We start from the raw sequence: 16,256 nt of genomic DNA, 5'->3' as shown, positions 1-16,256 counted from the left end.
GGAGTGCTGCCGCAGGCATCGGCATGGCATGGGTACAATCGGCGAATCCGATATTGTAAGGCTTGGGCGCCCCGCGCTGCCCACGCCCCGCTTGTGATCTCCATATTCCCGCGCTGATGCCAGGCACCGCCAACGATCCGATCGACGAACCCGCACACGCTGAGGCCCCCGGCAAACCGGCCCGGCGTGGCAAGTCCACCCCAGCCAAGGATGGGTCGGGGCCGAACGCGGCCAAGCCGTCCACGGCCGCCGCCCGGCTGGCCAAGCTCGGCTTGCGCCGGCCCGTCGACCTCGTCCTGCATCTGCCGCTGCGCTACGAGGACGAGACCACGCTGGAAACCATCGGCGAGGCCACCCGGCGCGCAGGGCTTGGGCTGGCGGCGCAGGTCGAGGGCGAAGTGGTCTCCAACGAGGTGACATTTCGACCGCGTCGGCAACTCGTGGTCAAGATCGCCGATGACACCGGCGAACTCACGCTGCGCTTCCTGAACTTCTACGGCAGCCAGACCAAACAGATGGCCGAGGGCGTGCGGCTGCGCGTGCGCGGGGAGATCCGTGGCGGTTTCTTCGGTGCCGAGATGGTTCATCCGACGGTGCGCCCCGTGGTGGCCGAAGAGGCCCTGCCGGATCGCCTGACGCCGGTCTACCCCGCCACGGCCGGCATTTCGCAAGCCTACCTTCGCAAGGCTATTGGTGGCGCGCTGTCTCGGACGCCGATGCCCGAGACATTGCCGCAACCGGTGCTGCGCGGCCCGCTGGCGTCGCTGAAGCTGGCGCCACTGATGGATTGCCTGCGGCTGCTGCACAACCCGCCGCCGCAGGAGAGCGAAGCCGCGCTGGCCGATCGCTCGCATCCGGCGTGGATCCGCATCAAGTTCGACGAACTGCTTGCCCAGCAGATATCGCTGCGCCGCTCGCAGGCGGCCCGGCGCGAGAAGAATGCGCCATCAATGCCGCGTCGCGCGGATGGCCTGCTGACCCGCTTCCTGGCCGCGTTGCCGTTCAAGCTGACCGGCGCGCAGCAGCGCGTGGTGGAGGAAATCGCCGCCGACATGACCTTGCCGCACCCGATGCATCGGCTCCTGCAAGGCGATGTGGGCAGCGGCAAAACCATCGTGGCGGCACTGGCCGCGTGCCAGGCCATCGATGCCGGTTATCAGGCCGCATTGATGGCACCCACGGAAATCCTGGCCGAACAGCACTACCGCAAACTCTCGGCATGGCTGGAGCCACTGGGCGTGCCTGTGGCGTGGCTGGCGGGCAGCCTCAAGGCGAAGGCGAAGCGCGAAGCCGTGGCGCTGGCCGAATCGGGCGAAGCCAAGCTGGTGATCGGCACCCATGCACTGATTCAGGACGGCGTGCGCTTTGCCAATCTGGGGCTGGCCGTGGTCGATGAACAGCACCGCTTTGGCGTGGCGCAGCGGCTGGCGCTGCGCGGCAAGGCGGGGGCAGCCGATGCTACGGCTCCATCGGACAAGGTGCCCCATCAACTCATGATGTCGGCCACGCCGATCCCCCGGACGTTGGCGATGACCTACTACGCGGACCTCGACGTGTCCGTGATCGACGAACTGCCGCCGGGCCGCACGCCGATCGTCACGCGGTTGGTCAACGATGCGCGTCGCGATGAAGTCATCGAGCGCGTGCATCATGCCGCCGCCGAAGGTCGGCAGGTCTACTGGGTCTGTCCGCTGATCGAGGAAAGCGAGGCGTTGCAGTTGCAGACCGCCGTGGAGACGTATGAAACGCTGGTGGCCGCGCTGCCCGACCTGCGCGTCGGGCTGGTGCATGGCCGGCTGCCGCCCGTCGAGAAGGTGGCGGTGATGGAAGATTTCAGCGCGAACCGCATGCAGGTGCTGGTCGCCACCACTGTGATCGAGGTGGGCGTGGACGTACCCAATGCCTCGCTAATGGTCATCGAGCATGCCGAGCGTTTCGGGCTGGCGCAGTTGCACCAGTTGCGCGGCCGGGTGGGGCGGGGCAGTGCGGAATCCGTCTGTCTGTTGATGTACCAGGCCCCGCTGTCGCCCACGGCCAAGGAACGGCTGGCCACGATGCGTGAGACCACCGACGGTTTCGAGATCGCGCGGCGCGACCTGCAGATCCGTGGTCCCGGCGAGTTCCTCGGCGCGCGCCAGTCGGGGGAGGCCATGCTCCGGTTTGCCGATTTGGAGACCGATGCCTGGCTGGTGGATCCCGCGCAGGAAGCTGCTGAGCTGATGCTCGCCCGGTTCCCGGAGGCTGTGGAGGCGCATCTCTCGCGCTGGCTTGGCGGTCGGGAACACTTTCTGAAGGCCTAGCGTTGTTCGCGGAATGTTTGATGCGTCAGCGAAGTGATGTATGCCTGACATTACTTCGTCGATCTGACAGACGGCGGAATCGAAGCTAAAATCTATCGCCTAACCGGAATTGATTAATCATGACGCTCACCGAACTGAAGTACATCGTCGCCGTTGCGCGCGAGCGCCATTTTGGCCGTGCGGCCGAGGCGTGCTTCGTATCGCAGCCAACGTTGTCAGTCGCCATCAAGAAGCTGGAAGACGAGCTGACCGTTCAGATCTTCGAGCGGGGCACCTCCGAGGTGTCGGTGACGGCGATTGGCGAGCAGATTGTGGCGCAGGCTCAGCGTGTGCTGGAGCAGACCATGGCGATCCGCGAAATCGCCAAGCAGGGCAAGGATCCGCTGGCCGGTCCGCTGCGCGTGGGCGTGATCTACACGATCGGGCCGTACCTGCTGCCGGCGCTGGTCAAGCAGATGATCGACACCGTGCCGCAAATGCCGTTGATGCTGCAGGAGAATTACACGAACAAGCTTATAGAACTGCTCAAGCAGGGCGAGATCGATTGCGCGATCATGGCCGAGCCGTTCCCGGATTCGGGTTTGACCGTGCGTCCGCTCTATGACGAGCCGTTCGTGGTGGCTGTTCCGCGCGGGCACGCCCTGGCCGAACAGGCCAAGGTGGACCCTGACGAGCTCAAGCAGCAGACCATGCTGCTGCTTGGCAGCGGGCATTGCTTCCGCGATCACGTGCTGGGCGTGTGCCCGGAACTGTCGCGCTTCTCGCAGGCCGCCGACGGTATCCAGAAGACGTTCGAAGGATCGTCGCTCGAGACGATTCGCCACATGGTGGCCAGCGGCGTGGGTATCACCGTGCTGCCGCGCACGTCGGTGCCGGACCTGAAGCCGCGTAACGACCTGCTGGCCTATGTGCCGTTTGCCGATCCGGTGCCAGACCGCCGCGTGGTTCTGGCATGGCGCAAGAGTTTCACGCGTCTGCCGGCCATGGAGGCCCTGGCCCGCGCCGTGGCCGCGTGCGATCTGTCCGGCGTGCGCCGACTCTCCGATGCGTCCGCCGTCGAGGCAGTGGCGGCCTGACAGCCTTTCGATAATCCATCGCCAACGGCAGGGTTCTCCTGCCGTTTTTATTTCCCGCCAACGCCGTCCGGCCAACATAGCCCCAGCCTATTCAATAGTTTTAAATTATCGAATAGTCACATTAGTAGTTGATGCATACACTCCATTCCATCGGGTCTTGCGGTGCTGCTTGCAGCGGCGCAAGACCTCCAGTGACCGCATGGGGAGCACAACATGGCAATGGTTGATCTTTTTGTTTCCGAATTCCGGCAATTGCAGGCGCAGGCCACTGAACAGCGCCTGGCGCGCACCGGCGATGCCGCCCGGCTGCGCCGCAAGGTGGTGCGCAAGGAGATCGGCATGGCGATTGTCGCGCTGGGGGCAATGGCGATGTTCCTCGACGCGGCACGGGGTCTGACCTTCCTCGCGGCGTGATCCTGGTGCGATAATGATCGCCGTCTTGTCCGCCATCATGTTCGCAACCGGCGGCGGACGCCGATCCTCGTGCTTGAACAAAAAATGGAGCTGAAACACCATGGCAAAGAAGAATGAGATGAGCGTGAATATTGGTATTTCGGACAAGGACCGCAAGAAGATCGCGGAAGGGCTCAGCAAGCTGCTGGCTGACACCTACACCCTCTATCTCAAGACCCACAACTTCCACTGGAACGTGACGGGTCCCATGTTCAACACCCTGCATACGATGTTCGAGACGCAGTACACCGAGCTGGCGCTGGCCGTCGACTCCATCGCCGAACGTATCCGCGCGCTGGGCTACCCGGCACCGGGCACGTATCGCGAGTTTGCCAAGCTGTCGTCGATCGCCGAGGAAGAGGGCGTGCCCGAAGCCACGGACATGATCCGCAAGCTCGTGGAGGGCCAGGAAGCCGTGGTGCGCACCGCGCGCTCGCTGTTCCCGGCTATCGATGCTGCTGGCGACGAGCCGTCGGCCGACCTGCTGACCCAGCGCATGCAGACGCACGAGAAGACCGCGTGGATGCTGCGCTCGCTGCTGGCCTGATCCTCATCGGCCAGTGACCGGTTGATCCGGTACGACGCGCCCCGGCAAACCATGCCGGGGCGCGTTTTTGCTTTACAGATTGCTACGAAGTCCGCCATGTCTCAACCCTCTGCCGCCCCCCGACACCCGAGCCGCCTCGCGCTTTACGCGCGGCTGGTGCGCATCGATAAGCCCATCGGCACGCTTCTGCTGCTCTGGCCCACGCTGTGGGCGCTGTGGATGGCCGATGGGGGGCCGCCTTCGTGGCAGATGTTCTGGATTTTCTTCGTCGGTACGTTCCTGATGCGCTCGGCGGGTTGCGCAATGAACGACTGGGCAGACCGCGATTTCGACCGCCATGTGAAGCGCACGAAGGAACGACCGCTGACCGCCGGCCTGATCGCGAGTTGGGAAGCCCTGATGGTGGCGGGCGTGCTCACCGTGGTGTCGTTCCTGCTGATCCTGCCGCTGAACGGGCTGACCAAGTGGCTGGCCGTGGTGGCGGCAGTGCTGGCCGGCACCTATCCCTTCTTCAAACGTTTCTTCGCCATCCCGCAGGCTTATCTGGGCATCGCGTTCGGCTTCGGTATCCCGATGGCGTTCGCGGCTATCCAGGGCCAGGTGCCTTTTGTGGCCTGGCTGATGCTGGCAGCCAATGTGTTCTGGGCCGTGGCCTACGACACCGCTTACGCGATGGTCGATCGCGATGACGACCTGCTGCTCGGCATGAAGACTTCGGCCATTACGTTCGGACGCTTTGACGTGGCCGCGATCATGATCTGCTACGCGGTGTTCCTGGGCCTGATGGCTTGGGCTGGACTGCTGCTGGAACTGGGCTGGCCGTACTTCGCGGGGCTAGCAGCTGCAGCGGTCCTCGCCGGCTATCACTACACCCTGATCCGCGAGCGCGACCGCATGAAATGCTTCGCCGCGTTCCGGCATAACAACTGGCTGGGAGCCTGTGTGTTTGCGGGGACTTTCGGGGCGTATTGGATCAAGTAGCCCGTTCCGCTTGGCTTTCCCAATCCCGCCGGTTTGGCCCCCCCTCTCCCGCGTGCGGGAGAGGGGAGAAAACAGAGAGTGAATCGGGCGCTCAATCCTTCCCGAATTCCGCCCCCATCTCCCGGCCGCGCTCCGCAGCCGCGTGCATCGCCTTCACAAACGCTTCCTTCATCCCGCTCGCGTCCATCGCCGTCAGCGCCGCGTGGGTCGTGCCGCCCTTCGACGTCACGCGCTCGCGCAGCAGCGACACGGGCTCGGGCGACTCGGCGGCCAGCGCCGCTGCGCCGCGGAAAGTTTCCACCGCAAGCTGGCGGCCCTGTTCGGCGGAGAGTCCCATTTCCATGGCGGCGCGTTCCATCGCTTCCACGAAATAGAACACGTAGGCCGGGCCGCTGCCGGAGATGGCGGTGACGGCGTCGATCTGGTCGTCGTTGTCGACCCAGACACACTGGCCCACGGCTTGGGCCACGGCGCTTGCGACGGCGCGGTCGGCCTCGGACAGCCCCGGGGCGGCCGCCAGTCCGGTCATGCCCATGCCGGCCAGCGCCGGGGTATTCGGCATGGCACGCACCAGACGGGTACGGCCGAGCCAGCGGGCCATGTCCTGCAGGCGGATGCCAGCCGCCACGCTGATGATCAGGCTGTCGCCCAGCAGGGCTTCCAGCGGAGCCAGGGCGTCGCGGAACTGCTGCGGCTTGACGGCCAGCACGATGACGTCGCTGGCGCCGAATGCGGCGTCCGGAGCGGCCAGTGCATGGACGCCCGGCGCCTGTGCCAGACGTTTGCGGGCGTCTTCGGAGGGGTCGACCACGCGGATCGAACCGGCGGGTACGCCACGGGCCACCAGGCCGCCAATCAGCGCGGAGGCCATGTTGCCGCCGCCAAGGAAGCCAAAGGTGAGGGAATCGAGCATCAAAGTTCCTGGTCTGCCAGCGCGCCGCCATTGGCTGGATCGGCTGGCGTTCTTGTCATGGGTTCGGGGGCCGGCGCGGACCCGTTGGGGCAGTCAGCCCCGCGCGCCGAAAATTGCGGTACCGATGCGCACGAGCGTGGCGCCTTCGGCAATGGCCGCGTCCATGTCTGCAGACATGCCCATCGAGAGCGTGTCCACGTTTAGCCCGGATTGGCGTAGTTGATCAAGCAACCTGCGCAAATCGGCAAACGGCCGGCGCTGTGCCACCGGATCGTTCGCCTGCGCCGGAATTGCCATCAGCCCACGCAGTTGGAGATTCGGCAAGGCTGCGATGGCCTGGGCCAGCGCAGGCACTTCATCGGGCGCCACGCCGCTCTTGGTGTCTTCACCGCTGATATTCACCTGGATGCAGACCTGCAGCGGTGCCAGGCCGGCCGGCCGCTGGGCGGAGAGCCGCTCGGCAATCTTCAGGCGGTCGATGGCATGTACCCAGTCGAACTGCTCGGCCACCACGCGGGTCTTGTTGCTTTGCAACGGTCCGATGAAATGCCAGACAATGCCGCCGCGCAGATCGTCCAGCGCCCCGATCTTTTCCACGCCTTCCTGTACATAGTTTTCGCCGAACGCGCGCTGTCCGGCCTCATATGCCTCGCGGATCCTGGCCACCGGAACGGTCTTGGAAACGGCCAGCAAGGCGACCTCCGAAGCGGGTCTTCCCGCCTGTTGTGCAGCCGCCGCGATGTCACTTTCCACGGCTTGCAAGTTGGCGGCGATTACAGACATAATCCGGCGAACATATATATCAAGAAGTAAAACAATAAGCGGGTTTTTAGGGTGGGGTCATTATAGATGGACATCGCACAGCTTCTGGCCTTCGCGGTCAAGAACAAGGCTTCCGATCTTCACCTCTCGGCTGACATGCCGCCGATGGTGCGGATTCACGGCGATATGCGCCGCATCAATGTCGCAGCCATGACGCACAAGGATGTGCACGCCATGGTGTACGACATCATGAGCGACGTGCAGCGCAAGATGTACGAGGAACGGCTGGAAATCGACTTCTCGTTCGAGATCTCTGGCCTGTCCCGCTTCCGGGTCAATGCCTACACCACGCAGCGCGGCGCCGCCGCCGTGTTCCGGACGATTCCGTCGAAGGTACTCACGCTCGACGATCTCCGGGCACCGGCGGTGTTCGCGGATCTCTGCATGAAGCCGCGCGGGCTGGTGCTGGTGACCGGACCTACGGGCTCAGGAAAGTCCACCACGCTGGCCGCAATGGTGGATCACCGCAACGATAGCGACATGGGCCACATCCTCACGGTCGAGGACCCGATCGAATTCGTGCACGAGTCCAAGAAGAGCCTGATCAACCAGCGCGAACTGGGTCCGCACACGCACTCGTTTGCCAACGCACTGCGCTCGGCACTGCGTGAAGACCCGGACGTGATCCTGGTGGGTGAATTGCGCGATCTGGAAACCATCCGGCTGGCACTGACCGCGGCCGAAACGGGCCACCTGGTCTTTGCCACGCTGCACACCAGCTCCGCTGCCAAGACGATCGACCGGGTGGTGGACGTGTTCCCGCCCGAAGAAAAGGACATGGTCCGCACCATGCTGTCGGAATCGCTCGAAGCGGTGATTTCGCAGACGCTGCTCAAGACGCGCGATGGCAACGGCCGGATTGCCGCGCACGAGATCATGATCGCCACGCCGGCCATCCGACACCTCATCCGCGAGAACAAGATCGCGCAGATGTACTCGATGATGCAGACCTCCAGCGGCATGGGCATGCAGACGCTGGACCAGGGCCTGAGTGACCTGATCAAGCGCGGGTCGATCAACTACAACGATGCGCGGGCGATTGCCAAAAACCCCGACGCCTTCATGGGCTGAGGAAACTGCTTCAGGAGGATTCTGGCGTCGTTGCGCGGCCTTGCCGTACTGTTTGTACTGTCTGCGGCCGCGCGCCTGGGTCAGAACCGCTACGCTCCCTCCTGAACCAGTTTCCGAGTGAAACGGAGTGACTATGCTCGACCGCGAATCCGCATCGAAGTACATCAACGACTTGCTTGAGCTGATGGTGAACAACCGCGGCTCGGACCTGTTCATCACCTCCGAATTCCCGCCGGCCATCAAGGTGGATGGCAAGATCACGCCGGTCTCGCAGCAGCCGCTGAATCCGACGCAGGCGCTGGGCCTGGTGCGCTCGATCATGAACGAGCGGCAGGTGAGGGAGTTCGAAGAGTCGCGCGAGTGCAATTTCGCGATCACGGCGCCCAATGCGGGCCGCTTCCGTGTGTCGGCGTTCATCCAGCAGGGCCGGGCCGGCATGGTGGTGCGGACGATCAACACGCAGATCCCGTCCGTGGACGATCTGGACCTGCCGAAGTCGCTGCAGGACATCGTGATGTCCAAGCGCGGCCTTGTGATCGTGACCGGGGCAACGGGTTCGGGCAAGTCCACTTCACTGGCGGCGATGCTCGACCACCGCAATGCGCACTCGTACGGGCACATCATCACAATCGAAGACCCGATCGAATACGTCCACGCGCATCAGAACTGCATCGTGACGCAGCGAGAGGTCGGTATCGATACGGAGTCGTGGCACATCGCGCTCAAGAATACGCTGCGTCAGGCGCCCGACGTGATCCTGATCGGCGAAATCCGCGACCGCGAGACGATGGAGTACGCAATGCAGTATGCCGAAACGGGCCACCTGTGCCTGGCTACGCTGCACGCGAACAATGCCAACCAGGCCATTGACCGCATCGTCAACTTCTTCCCCGAGGAGAAGCGCCATCAGTTGCTGATCGACCTGTCGCTGAACCTCAAGGCGATGATCTCGCAGCGCCTGCTGCCGCGCGCGGGTCGCAAGGGCCGGGTGCCGGCCGTGGAAATCATGATCGGCACGCCGCTGGTGGCCGACCTGATCTTCAAGGGCGAGATTGCCGAGCTCAAGGAGGTGATCAAGAAATCCCGCGAGCAGGGCATGATCTCGTTCGATCAGGCGCTCTTCGAGCTCTACGAGGCTGAGAAGATCACGTACGAGGATGCGCTCAAGAACGCCGATTCGCTCAATGACCTGCGACTGATGATCAAGCTGCACAGTGCGCGCCATCGCGATACCGATCTCGGTGCAGGTACGGAGCATCTGAACGTTATCTGACCAGTACGGCAGCGTTCAAGCTTCACCCTTCACCCTGGACGGGTCAGGCGGAGTATTCTTCGGCCTGACCCGTTTCACATTCCGAGGAGCCCATGATGGCCAATGTCTACGAATTCGAAGCCAGTTCGCTGTCGGGCAAGCCAGTGCCGCTCGACGATTTTCGCGGCAAGGTGCTGCTGATCGTCAACACGGCCAGCGAGTGCGGTTTCACGCCGCAGTATGCGGGCCTGCAGACGTTGCAGGATACGTATCAGACGAAGGGTTTCGATGTGCTGGGCTTTCCGTGCAACCAGTTCGGCAAGCAGGAGCCGGGCGATGCGGAGCAGATCGGCGCGTTCTGCGAGTCGCGTTTCCACGTCACGTTCCCGATGTTCGGAAAGATCGACGTGAATGGAAGCGACGCCCATCCGCTCTACAAGTGGCTGACCGCCGAGAAGCCCGGCCTGCTCGGCACGCAGGCCATCAAGTGGAACTTCACCAAGTTCCTGCTGCGCCGCGACGGCACGGTCTTCAAGCGCTACGCACCAACGACGAAGCCCGACGAGATTCGCGGCGACATCGAATCGCTACTTGCCGACCCGGGCGCCTGATCGAACGATGAGATTCAGCGCGGCATGAACGTGGCCAGCACGGGAACGAGGATGGCCGTCAGCACGCCGTTGAGTCCCATGCCGAGGGCGGCAAACGCGCCGGCCTCCTGGCTGACCTGGAAGGCGCGGGCCGTGCCGATGCCATGCGCGGCCACGCCCGTGGCGAAGCCGCGTACTGTGTAGTCGCGCACGCGCAGCAGGTTCAGCAACCCCGTGGCACTGATCGCGCCGATGATGCCGGTGGCCATCACCAGCACAGCGGTCAGCGAAGGCAGTCCGCCGATCTTCTCCGACACACCCATCGCGATCGGAATCGTCACCGACTTCGGCGCCAGCGATCGCACGACCTCTGGCGACGCGCCCAGCGCATATGCCACGCCCACCGCCGACACGACAGCCGCCAACGAACCCGCCACCAGCCCGATCAACAGCGGCAGCACGTTGCTGCGCAGCTTCGGCAACTGGGTATAGAGCGGCACCGCCAGCGCAACGGTAGCGGGTCCAAGCAGGAAGTGGACGAACTGCGCGCCATCGAAATACGTCTTGTACGGCGTGCCAGTTACGGTCAGCACGGTGACGAGCAGTGCCACCGAGATCATCACGGGGTTGGCCAGTGGCGAGAATCGCGCGCGCTCATAGATGCGGAACGCAAAGACGTAGGCGATCAGCGTGGCGGTCAGCCCGATCAGCGGGCTTGCTGCCAGATAGACCCAGATTTCGTTGAGGCGCGGAGACATCATGGCTGCGTTCCCTCGTTTGGCACAGTCGGGGTGGCAGGCGGCTTGCGCATCAGCGCGCGCGTGACCAGCGCGGTAACCGCGATCGCCACCCAGGTGGAGACAACGAGCGCGATGATGATCGGCATCCATTCGCTGCTGATACGGTTGGCGTGCACCATGATGCCGACACCGGCGGGCACGAACAGCAGGGACAGGTGCTTCAGCAGTTCATTGGCCGAACCCTGGATCACGGGCAACAGCCGGTTGTCGAACACCAGCCAGCCGAACAGCAGCAACATCCCGATCACGGGGCCAGGAACGGGCAGGCGCAGCGCGTAGCTGATCACCTCTCCCACGGTCTGAAAGACCAGCAGAATGGCAAACGTCTGAAGCATGGGGGCAACTTGGGATTTCCAAAATTGCCGACATGGTACTCCCGTACAAGATGCGTGCAAGGTGCCGATGAGGTGTCCCGTCTCCCACGGTTTTGCTCCCCTCTCCCGCGCGCGGGAGAGGGGAGCAAAACCAGAGGGAAAATCACACAGTCACCATCCGATCCACCAATTCCACCCAGTGCATCACCGGCGTTTCCGTCCCGCTCTGCAAGTGCGTGATGCAACCAATGTTCGCCGTGACGATCGATTCCGGCGCCGTGGCCTGCAGCTTGGCCAGCTTGTCATCGCGCAGCTTGTACGACAGTTCCGGTTGCAGCACCGAGTACGTACCGGCCGAGCCGCAGCACAGGTGGCTGTCGGCGCAAAGGCGCACGTCCACGCCGAGGCGTGTGAGCAGGGCTTCCACGTTGCCGCGGATCTGCTGGCCGTGCTGCAGCGTGCAGGGCGGATGCCAGGCCACGCGTCGGCCATCGCGCGGGACGGCGCCGGCGAGCTTGTGCAGGTCGTCGGTGAAGGCTGGCAGCAGTTCGGAAAGGTCACGCGTCAGCGCCGATACACGTGCAGCGCGCTCGGCGTATTGGGGATCGTCGCGCAGCAGGTGGCCGTAAATCTTGACCATCGCACCGCAGCCCGATGCCGTCATGACGATGGCCTCGGCGCCGGCTTCGATCTGCGGCCACCATGCGTCGATGTTGGCGCGCATATTGTCGAGGCCGCCCGGATGGTCGCCCGTGTGGAAGCGGATTGCGCCACAGCAGCCGGCCTGGGGCGCGACGATCAATTCCACGCCGAGCTTGTCGAACACGCGTGCCGTGGCGGCATTGATGTTGGGCGACATCGCGGGTTGCACGCAACCGTCGAGCAACAACATCTTGCGTGCGTGGGTGTTGCGCGGCCACGTGCCGGGTGCCGTGGGATGCGCCGGCACCTTGTTGCGCAGGGTCTGCGGCAGCATCGGACGAACCAGCTGCCCTAGCTTCAGCGCCGGGCCGAACAGCGCCGGACGCGTCAGCCCTTCACGCAACGCCCAGCGCATCACGCGCTGCCCCAGCGGACGCTGTACACCCTGGGCTTCCAGCCGCTCGTCGACGATCTGCCGGCCGATATCGACCAGCCGGCCATACGTCACGCCAGAAGGGCAGGTCGATTCGCAATTGCGGCAGGTCAGGCAGCGGTCCAGGTGCAGCCGCGTGCTTTCGGTCACCGGATTGCCTTCGAGCACCTGCTTCATCAGGTAGATGCGGCCGCGCGGGCCGTCCAGCTCGTCGCCCAGCAACTGGTAGGTGGGGCAGGTGGCCGTGCAGAAACCGCAGTGCACGCATTTGCCGACGATCGATTTGGCTTCTTCGCCCTCGGGCGTGTTGCGCAGGAATTCGGCCAGGGTGGTTTGCATGGTGGGGGATCGTTATATGGGCCTGTGCGTCTGACGTGTTGCGCCGGATCAGAGCCCGTTGTACATGCGTTGCGGATTGAAGATGCCGGCCGGATCGAACGTGGCCTTGAGTCGCTTGTGGATCGCGGCGAGTGGCGTGGCCAGTGGCGTGAATACGCCCACTGACTTGTCGCCATTGCGGAACAGCGTGGCGTGTCCACCCGCCGCCTGGGCCACTGCGCGGACATGGTCAGCGGAAGCGGCACTATCGTCGGGCGCCAGCCACCAGCGCTGGCCGCCGCCCCATTCCACGAGTTGCGCGCCCGGCAGGTCCAGCGGCGGCGTGACGGTGGGCACGGCAATGCGCCACAGCGCGGCGTTGGCATCGTGCGCCGGGCCGAAGAACGGGTGCGTCTGCTCGCGCAAGGCAGACCACAGCAGTTGGGTGTGGCTGTTGTCGACCACCTCGCCGCCCAGGCTGTCGCGCGCCGCGCAGACCGCTGCCGTGGCACCGCTCAATCGCACATGCAGCGCGCCGTCATGCCACGCAGAGGCGGCAATCGGCAGCGGCTTGCCGCCCCATTTGTTGAGCTGGTCGATGGCGTCGGCCTGCGACATCGCGAAACGCAGCGTGGCATCGTCGAACGGCACGGGCAGCACCTTCAGCGAGACCTCGGTGATGAGGCCAAGCGTACCGAGCGATCCGGCCAGCAGCCGCGAGACATCGTAGCCGGCCACGTTTTTCATGACCTGTCCGCCGAAGTTCAGGATCTCGCCCTGGCCATCCATCAGTTGCGCGCCGAGCACGAAATCGCGGAGCGCCCCCACTGACTGCCTGCGCGGTCCCGACAACCCGGCGGCCACCGCGCCGCCCAGCGTGGCTTCGCTGGCTTGTCCGCGTGCGGCGAAGTGGGGCGGCTCGAAAGCCAGCATCTGGCGCCGCTCGGCCAGCACGTCCTCGATCTCCCGCAGCGGCGTGCCGCAGCGCGCCGTGATCACCAGTTCGGCTGGGTCGTATTCGACGATGCCGCGATACGCACGGGTGTCGAGCACGTTGCCAGCCAGCGCCTGGCCATAGAAGTCCTTGCTGCCGCTGCCGCGCAGGCGCAGCGGCGTGCGGCTGTCGCCGGCCTGGCGGATCGCATCGCGGAAGACTCCGAGGGTGGCGTCGAGAGTGGCTTGCATGAGGGGCGTGGGTATCGTTATTGGAATGCGTGTGGGATCAGCGTCGAGGCCGCTTCGGGGGCGGGGCGTTGTCGAGCGCGCCTTCGAGTTTCGAATCGGACTGATACTCGGGCAGCGCGGTGCCGCAATGCTTGCAATAGTTGGCGTCGGGCTCGTGCCCCTCGGTCAGGCAATGCTCGCAGCAGCGGGTGGTCAACGGTCGCTTGATGATGCTGGCGGCGAGCTCGGCGCCGACGATGCCAGTCGGGAACGCAATGATCCCGTAGCCCAGCAGGATGGTCAGCGACGTGATGAACTGGCCGATCGGCGTGCGCGGCACGATATCGCCGAAGCCCGTCGTGGTCAGCGTGACCACGGCCCAGTACATGCTGAGCGGGATGCTGGTGAAGCCATGCTCGGGCCCTTCCACCACGTACATCACGGTCCCGAGGATCACGGTGATGATGCACACCGTGCCGAGGAACACGAAGATCTTGCGGCGGCTGTTGGACAGCGCCCGGGCCAGGACCTCGGCTTCCTCAAAGTAGACGGTGAGCTTGAGGATCCGGAACACGCGCATCAGGCGCAGCAGGCGCACGTCGATCAGGAACGCCAGTTCGGGCACGAAGAACGAGGCCCACGTGGGCATGATCGAGATGAAATCGATGATGCCGTAGAAGCTGAACACATAGCGCAGCGGGCGTCGCACCACGGACAGCCGCATGATGTACTCGGCCGTGAACAGCAGCGTGAACATCCATTCGAGGACCGTGAACAGCGTGCCGAAGCGCGCGTTGATCCTCGGGATGCTGTCGAGCATCACCACGGCCACGCTGGCCATGATGGCCACGAGCAGAACCACATCGAACAGTCGACCCTGGCGCGTGTCGGCTTCGAAGATGATCGTGTACCAGCGCTGGCGCCAGCCCGATTCGGGTTGGCCCAGACGTTGGCGGTTGAGGGCGTTGAGGTTGCGTTGTGGCATATCGGACGGTTGGGTAACGGAAACACGCGGCACGCCGCTTTCCCGCAACCTTGCCCGGTGGTTCAGAACCGTGGCAGGTCCGGATGCGGCAGCAATCCGCGCCTGACGTGCATCTTGCCGTACTCGGCGCAGCGGGCCAGCGTGGGGATGGCCTTGTCCGGATTCAGCAGCCTGGCCGGGTCAAAGGCGGCCTTCACGCCGAAGAATGCCTCGCGCTCGGCCGTCGAGAACTGCACGCACATCGAGTTGAGTTTCTCCACGCCCACGCCGTGCTCGCCGGTGACCGTGCCACCCAGTTCCACGCAGGTCTCGAGAATGTCGGAACCGAACAGCTCGGCGCGATGCCACTGGTCAACGTCGCCGCCATCGAACAGGATCAGGGGGTGCATGTTGCCATCGCCCGCGTGGAACACGTTGATGCATCGCAAGCTGTACTTCCGTTCCATCTCCTCGATCCGCTTGAGCAGCGTACCGATGTGCTTGCGCGGGATGGTGCCGTCCATGCAGTAGTAGTCGGGCGAGATACGGCCCGCCGCCGGGAAGGCGTTCTTGCGGCCGCTCCAGAAGCGCAGGCGCTCCGCCTCGGACTGCGACACCGTGATGCGGGTTGCGCCGGAAGCGCGCAATACCTCGCTCATGCGGCCGATTTCCTCGGCCACTTCCTCGGGCGTGCCGTCCGATTCGCACAGCAGGATTGCGGCGGCGTCGAGGTCGTAGCCCGCCTTGACGAACTCTTCCACGGCAGCCGTGGCGGGGCGATCCATCATTTCCAGACCGGCCGGGATGATGCCGGCGGCGATCACGTCGGCCACGGCGTTGCCGCCTTTTTCCACGTCGTCGAAGCTGGCCATGATGACCTGCGCGAGTTGCGGCTTGGGCACGAGCTTGACCGTGACTTCGGTGACCACGGCGAGCATGCCTTCGGAGCCGATGACGGCGGCCAGCAGGTCAAGTCCCGGCGCATCGGGCGCCTCGGAGCCGAAGACCACCACATCGCCTTCCATCGTCACGCCACGCACGCGCAGCACGTTATGCACCGTCAGGCCGTACTTGAGGCAGTGAACGCCGCCCGAGTTCTCGGCCACGTTGCCGCCGATGGAGCACGCAATCTGCGAGGAAGGATCGGGTGCGTAGTAGAGGCCATGCGCGGCCGCGGCTTCCGAGATGGCGAGATTGCGCACGCCGGGCTGGACCACGGCGGTACGCGAATAAGGATCCACCGACACGATGCGCTTGAACCGCGCCAGCGAGAGCACAAGGCCACCTGCGATTGGCATCGCGCCACCGGACAGGCTCGTGCCCGAACCGCGCGGCACCACCGGCACGCCGAGTTCGTGGCACAGGCGCAGCACGGCGCAGACCTGGGCTTCGGTGTCGGGGAGTACCACGGCGTCGGGCACCTGGCGATACGCGGCCAGGCCATCGCACTCGTAAGGCACGGTGTCCTCGGCTTTCCAGAGGATGGCGGCATCGGGCAGGATTCTGGCGAGCTGTGCCAGCAAGGAGGCGCGACGGGCCTCGGCGGATTCGCCCGCCACGGTTTGTGCGTCTTGCGGTGCGTTCATGGTGACTCCTGTGACGAACCGGGCGCGGCG

Annotated in this window: 16 protein-coding genes; 8 read left to right on the top strand and 8 right to left on the bottom strand. The window is 64.6% G+C overall.

Annotated features, from left to right (window positions below):
• The first annotated feature begins 116 nt into the window (after positions 1-116).
• From recG to ubiA, 5 genes are all read left to right on the top strand, one after another.
• Positions 117-2,300, top strand: coding sequence for an ATP-dependent DNA helicase RecG (gene recG, locus GA566_RS13170; RefSeq protein WP_160472941.1), 2,184 nt, complete (start codon positions 117-119; stop codon positions 2,298-2,300).
• A gap of 119 nt (positions 2,301-2,419) precedes the next feature.
• On the top strand, positions 2,420-3,376 hold the full coding sequence (locus GA566_RS13165; RefSeq protein ID WP_137923263.1) for a LysR substrate-binding domain-containing protein: 957 nt from the start codon (positions 2,420-2,422) through the stop codon (positions 3,374-3,376).
• A gap of 213 nt (positions 3,377-3,589) precedes the next feature.
• Positions 3,590-3,790: a hypothetical protein gene (locus tag GA566_RS13160; protein ID WP_160472940.1), complete on the top strand. Its 201-nt coding sequence runs from the start codon at positions 3,590-3,592 to the stop codon at positions 3,788-3,790.
• Positions 3,791-3,890: 100 nt separating this feature from the next.
• On the top strand, positions 3,891-4,376 hold the full coding sequence (locus GA566_RS13155) for a Dps family protein (RefSeq protein ID WP_130389234.1): 486 nt from the start codon (positions 3,891-3,893) through the stop codon (positions 4,374-4,376).
• 96 nt (positions 4,377-4,472) lie between these two features.
• Complete coding sequence (ubiA, locus tag GA566_RS13150) at positions 4,473-5,357, top strand: 4-hydroxybenzoate octaprenyltransferase (protein WP_160472939.1); 885 nt, start codon at positions 4,473-4,475, stop codon at positions 5,355-5,357.
• Positions 5,358-5,448: 91 nt separating this feature from the next.
• Here the strand turns inward: ubiA and proC are convergent, their stop codons facing one another.
• Complete coding sequence (gene proC / locus GA566_RS13145) at positions 5,449-6,270, bottom strand: pyrroline-5-carboxylate reductase (RefSeq protein ID WP_160472938.1); 822 nt, start codon at positions 6,268-6,270, stop codon at positions 5,449-5,451.
• 93 nt (positions 6,271-6,363) lie between these two features.
• A complete protein-coding gene (locus tag GA566_RS13140) occupies positions 6,364-7,053 on the bottom strand; it encodes a YggS family pyridoxal phosphate-dependent enzyme (protein ID WP_137923259.1) in 690 nt (229 codons plus the stop codon).
• A 66-nt stretch (positions 7,054-7,119) separates the two neighbouring features.
• Here GA566_RS13140 and GA566_RS13135 point away from each other — a divergent pair, with 66 nt between their 5' ends.
• From GA566_RS13135 to GA566_RS13125, 3 genes are all read left to right on the top strand, one after another.
• Positions 7,120-8,163 carry a type IV pilus twitching motility protein PilT gene (locus GA566_RS13135; protein ID WP_137923258.1) on the top strand — a complete coding sequence of 348 codons (1,044 nt, stop codon included), beginning with the start codon at positions 7,120-7,122 and terminating at the stop codon, positions 8,161-8,163.
• 133 nt (positions 8,164-8,296) lie between these two features.
• Complete coding sequence (locus tag GA566_RS13130) at positions 8,297-9,436, top strand: PilT/PilU family type 4a pilus ATPase (protein ID WP_137923257.1); 1,140 nt, start codon at positions 8,297-8,299, stop codon at positions 9,434-9,436.
• A 95-nt stretch (positions 9,437-9,531) separates the two neighbouring features.
• Positions 9,532-10,026 carry a glutathione peroxidase gene (locus GA566_RS13125; RefSeq protein ID WP_160473299.1) on the top strand — a complete coding sequence of 165 codons (495 nt, stop codon included), beginning with the start codon at positions 9,532-9,534 and terminating at the stop codon, positions 10,024-10,026.
• Between the two features lie 14 nt (positions 10,027-10,040).
• Here GA566_RS13125 and GA566_RS13120 read toward each other — a convergent pair whose 3' ends face one another.
• The 6 genes from GA566_RS13120 to GA566_RS13095 all read right to left on the bottom strand — a co-directional run bounded on the left by GA566_RS13120 (position 10,041) and on the right by GA566_RS13095 (position 16,226).
• Entirely contained in the window at positions 10,041-10,766 is a 726-nt protein-coding gene (locus tag GA566_RS13120) for an LrgB family protein (protein WP_137923256.1), read from the bottom strand.
• Positions 10,763-11,140, bottom strand: coding sequence for a CidA/LrgA family protein (locus tag GA566_RS13115; protein WP_160472937.1), 378 nt, complete (start codon positions 11,138-11,140; stop codon positions 10,763-10,765). The genes GA566_RS13120 and GA566_RS13115 overlap by 4 nt, the downstream gene beginning before the upstream one ends.
• Positions 11,141-11,282: 142 nt before the next feature.
• Positions 11,283-12,533: a glycolate oxidase subunit GlcF gene (glcF, locus tag GA566_RS13110; protein ID WP_160472936.1), complete on the bottom strand. Its 1,251-nt coding sequence runs from the start codon at positions 12,531-12,533 to the stop codon at positions 11,283-11,285.
• Between the two features lie 48 nt (positions 12,534-12,581).
• Complete coding sequence (gene glcE, locus GA566_RS13105) at positions 12,582-13,697, bottom strand: glycolate oxidase subunit GlcE (protein ID WP_137923253.1); 1,116 nt, start codon at positions 13,695-13,697, stop codon at positions 12,582-12,584.
• A 37-nt stretch (positions 13,698-13,734) separates the two neighbouring features.
• On the bottom strand, positions 13,735-14,661 hold the full coding sequence (locus GA566_RS13100) for an ion transporter (RefSeq protein WP_137923252.1): 927 nt from the start codon (positions 14,659-14,661) through the stop codon (positions 13,735-13,737).
• A 62-nt stretch (positions 14,662-14,723) separates the two neighbouring features.
• Positions 14,724-16,226: an FAD-linked oxidase C-terminal domain-containing protein gene (locus GA566_RS13095; protein WP_137923251.1), complete on the bottom strand. Its 1,503-nt coding sequence runs from the start codon at positions 16,224-16,226 to the stop codon at positions 14,724-14,726.
• Positions 16,227-16,256: the final 30 nt, after the last annotated feature.

Origin of the sequence: Cupriavidus sp. SW-Y-13, assembly GCF_009793345.1 — a bacterium.
GTDB lineage: Bacteria > Pseudomonadota > Gammaproteobacteria > Burkholderiales > Burkholderiaceae > Cupriavidus.
The sequence above is the reverse complement of the archived record's forward strand: the minus strand, read 5'-3'. Positions and strand labels throughout refer to the sequence as shown.

Coding starts and splice junctions, on each gene's coding strand:
- GA566_RS13095 (WP_137923251.1), bottom strand. CDS start 16,226: ATGAACGCACCGCAAGACGCACAAACCGTGGCGGGCGAATCCGCCGAG.
- GA566_RS13135 (WP_137923258.1), top strand. CDS start 7,120: ATGGACATCGCACAGCTTCTGGCCTTCGCGGTCAAGAACAAGGCTTCC.
- ubiA (WP_160472939.1), top strand. CDS start 4,473: ATGTCTCAACCCTCTGCCGCCCCCCGACACCCGAGCCGCCTCGCGCTT.
- glcE (WP_137923253.1), bottom strand. CDS start 13,697: ATGCAAGCCACTCTCGACGCCACCCTCGGAGTCTTCCGCGATGCGATC.
- GA566_RS13165 (WP_137923263.1), top strand. CDS start 2,420: ATGACGCTCACCGAACTGAAGTACATCGTCGCCGTTGCGCGCGAGCGC.
- GA566_RS13115 (WP_160472937.1), bottom strand. CDS start 11,140: ATGCTTCAGACGTTTGCCATTCTGCTGGTCTTTCAGACCGTGGGAGAG.
- GA566_RS13130 (WP_137923257.1), top strand. CDS start 8,297: ATGCTCGACCGCGAATCCGCATCGAAGTACATCAACGACTTGCTTGAG.
- GA566_RS13140 (WP_137923259.1), bottom strand. CDS start 7,053: ATGTCTGTAATCGCCGCCAACTTGCAAGCCGTGGAAAGTGACATCGCG.
- GA566_RS13120 (WP_137923256.1), bottom strand. CDS start 10,766: ATGATGTCTCCGCGCCTCAACGAAATCTGGGTCTATCTGGCAGCAAGC.
- GA566_RS13125 (WP_160473299.1), top strand. CDS start 9,532: ATGGCCAATGTCTACGAATTCGAAGCCAGTTCGCTGTCGGGCAAGCCA.
- glcF (WP_160472936.1), bottom strand. CDS start 12,533: ATGCAAACCACCCTGGCCGAATTCCTGCGCAACACGCCCGAGGGCGAA.
- recG (WP_160472941.1), top strand. CDS start 117: ATGCCAGGCACCGCCAACGATCCGATCGACGAACCCGCACACGCTGAG.
- GA566_RS13100 (WP_137923252.1), bottom strand. CDS start 14,661: ATGCCACAACGCAACCTCAACGCCCTCAACCGCCAACGTCTGGGCCAA.
- proC (WP_160472938.1), bottom strand. CDS start 6,270: ATGCTCGATTCCCTCACCTTTGGCTTCCTTGGCGGCGGCAACATGGCC.
- GA566_RS13160 (WP_160472940.1), top strand. CDS start 3,590: ATGGCAATGGTTGATCTTTTTGTTTCCGAATTCCGGCAATTGCAGGCG.
- GA566_RS13155 (WP_130389234.1), top strand. CDS start 3,891: ATGGCAAAGAAGAATGAGATGAGCGTGAATATTGGTATTTCGGACAAG.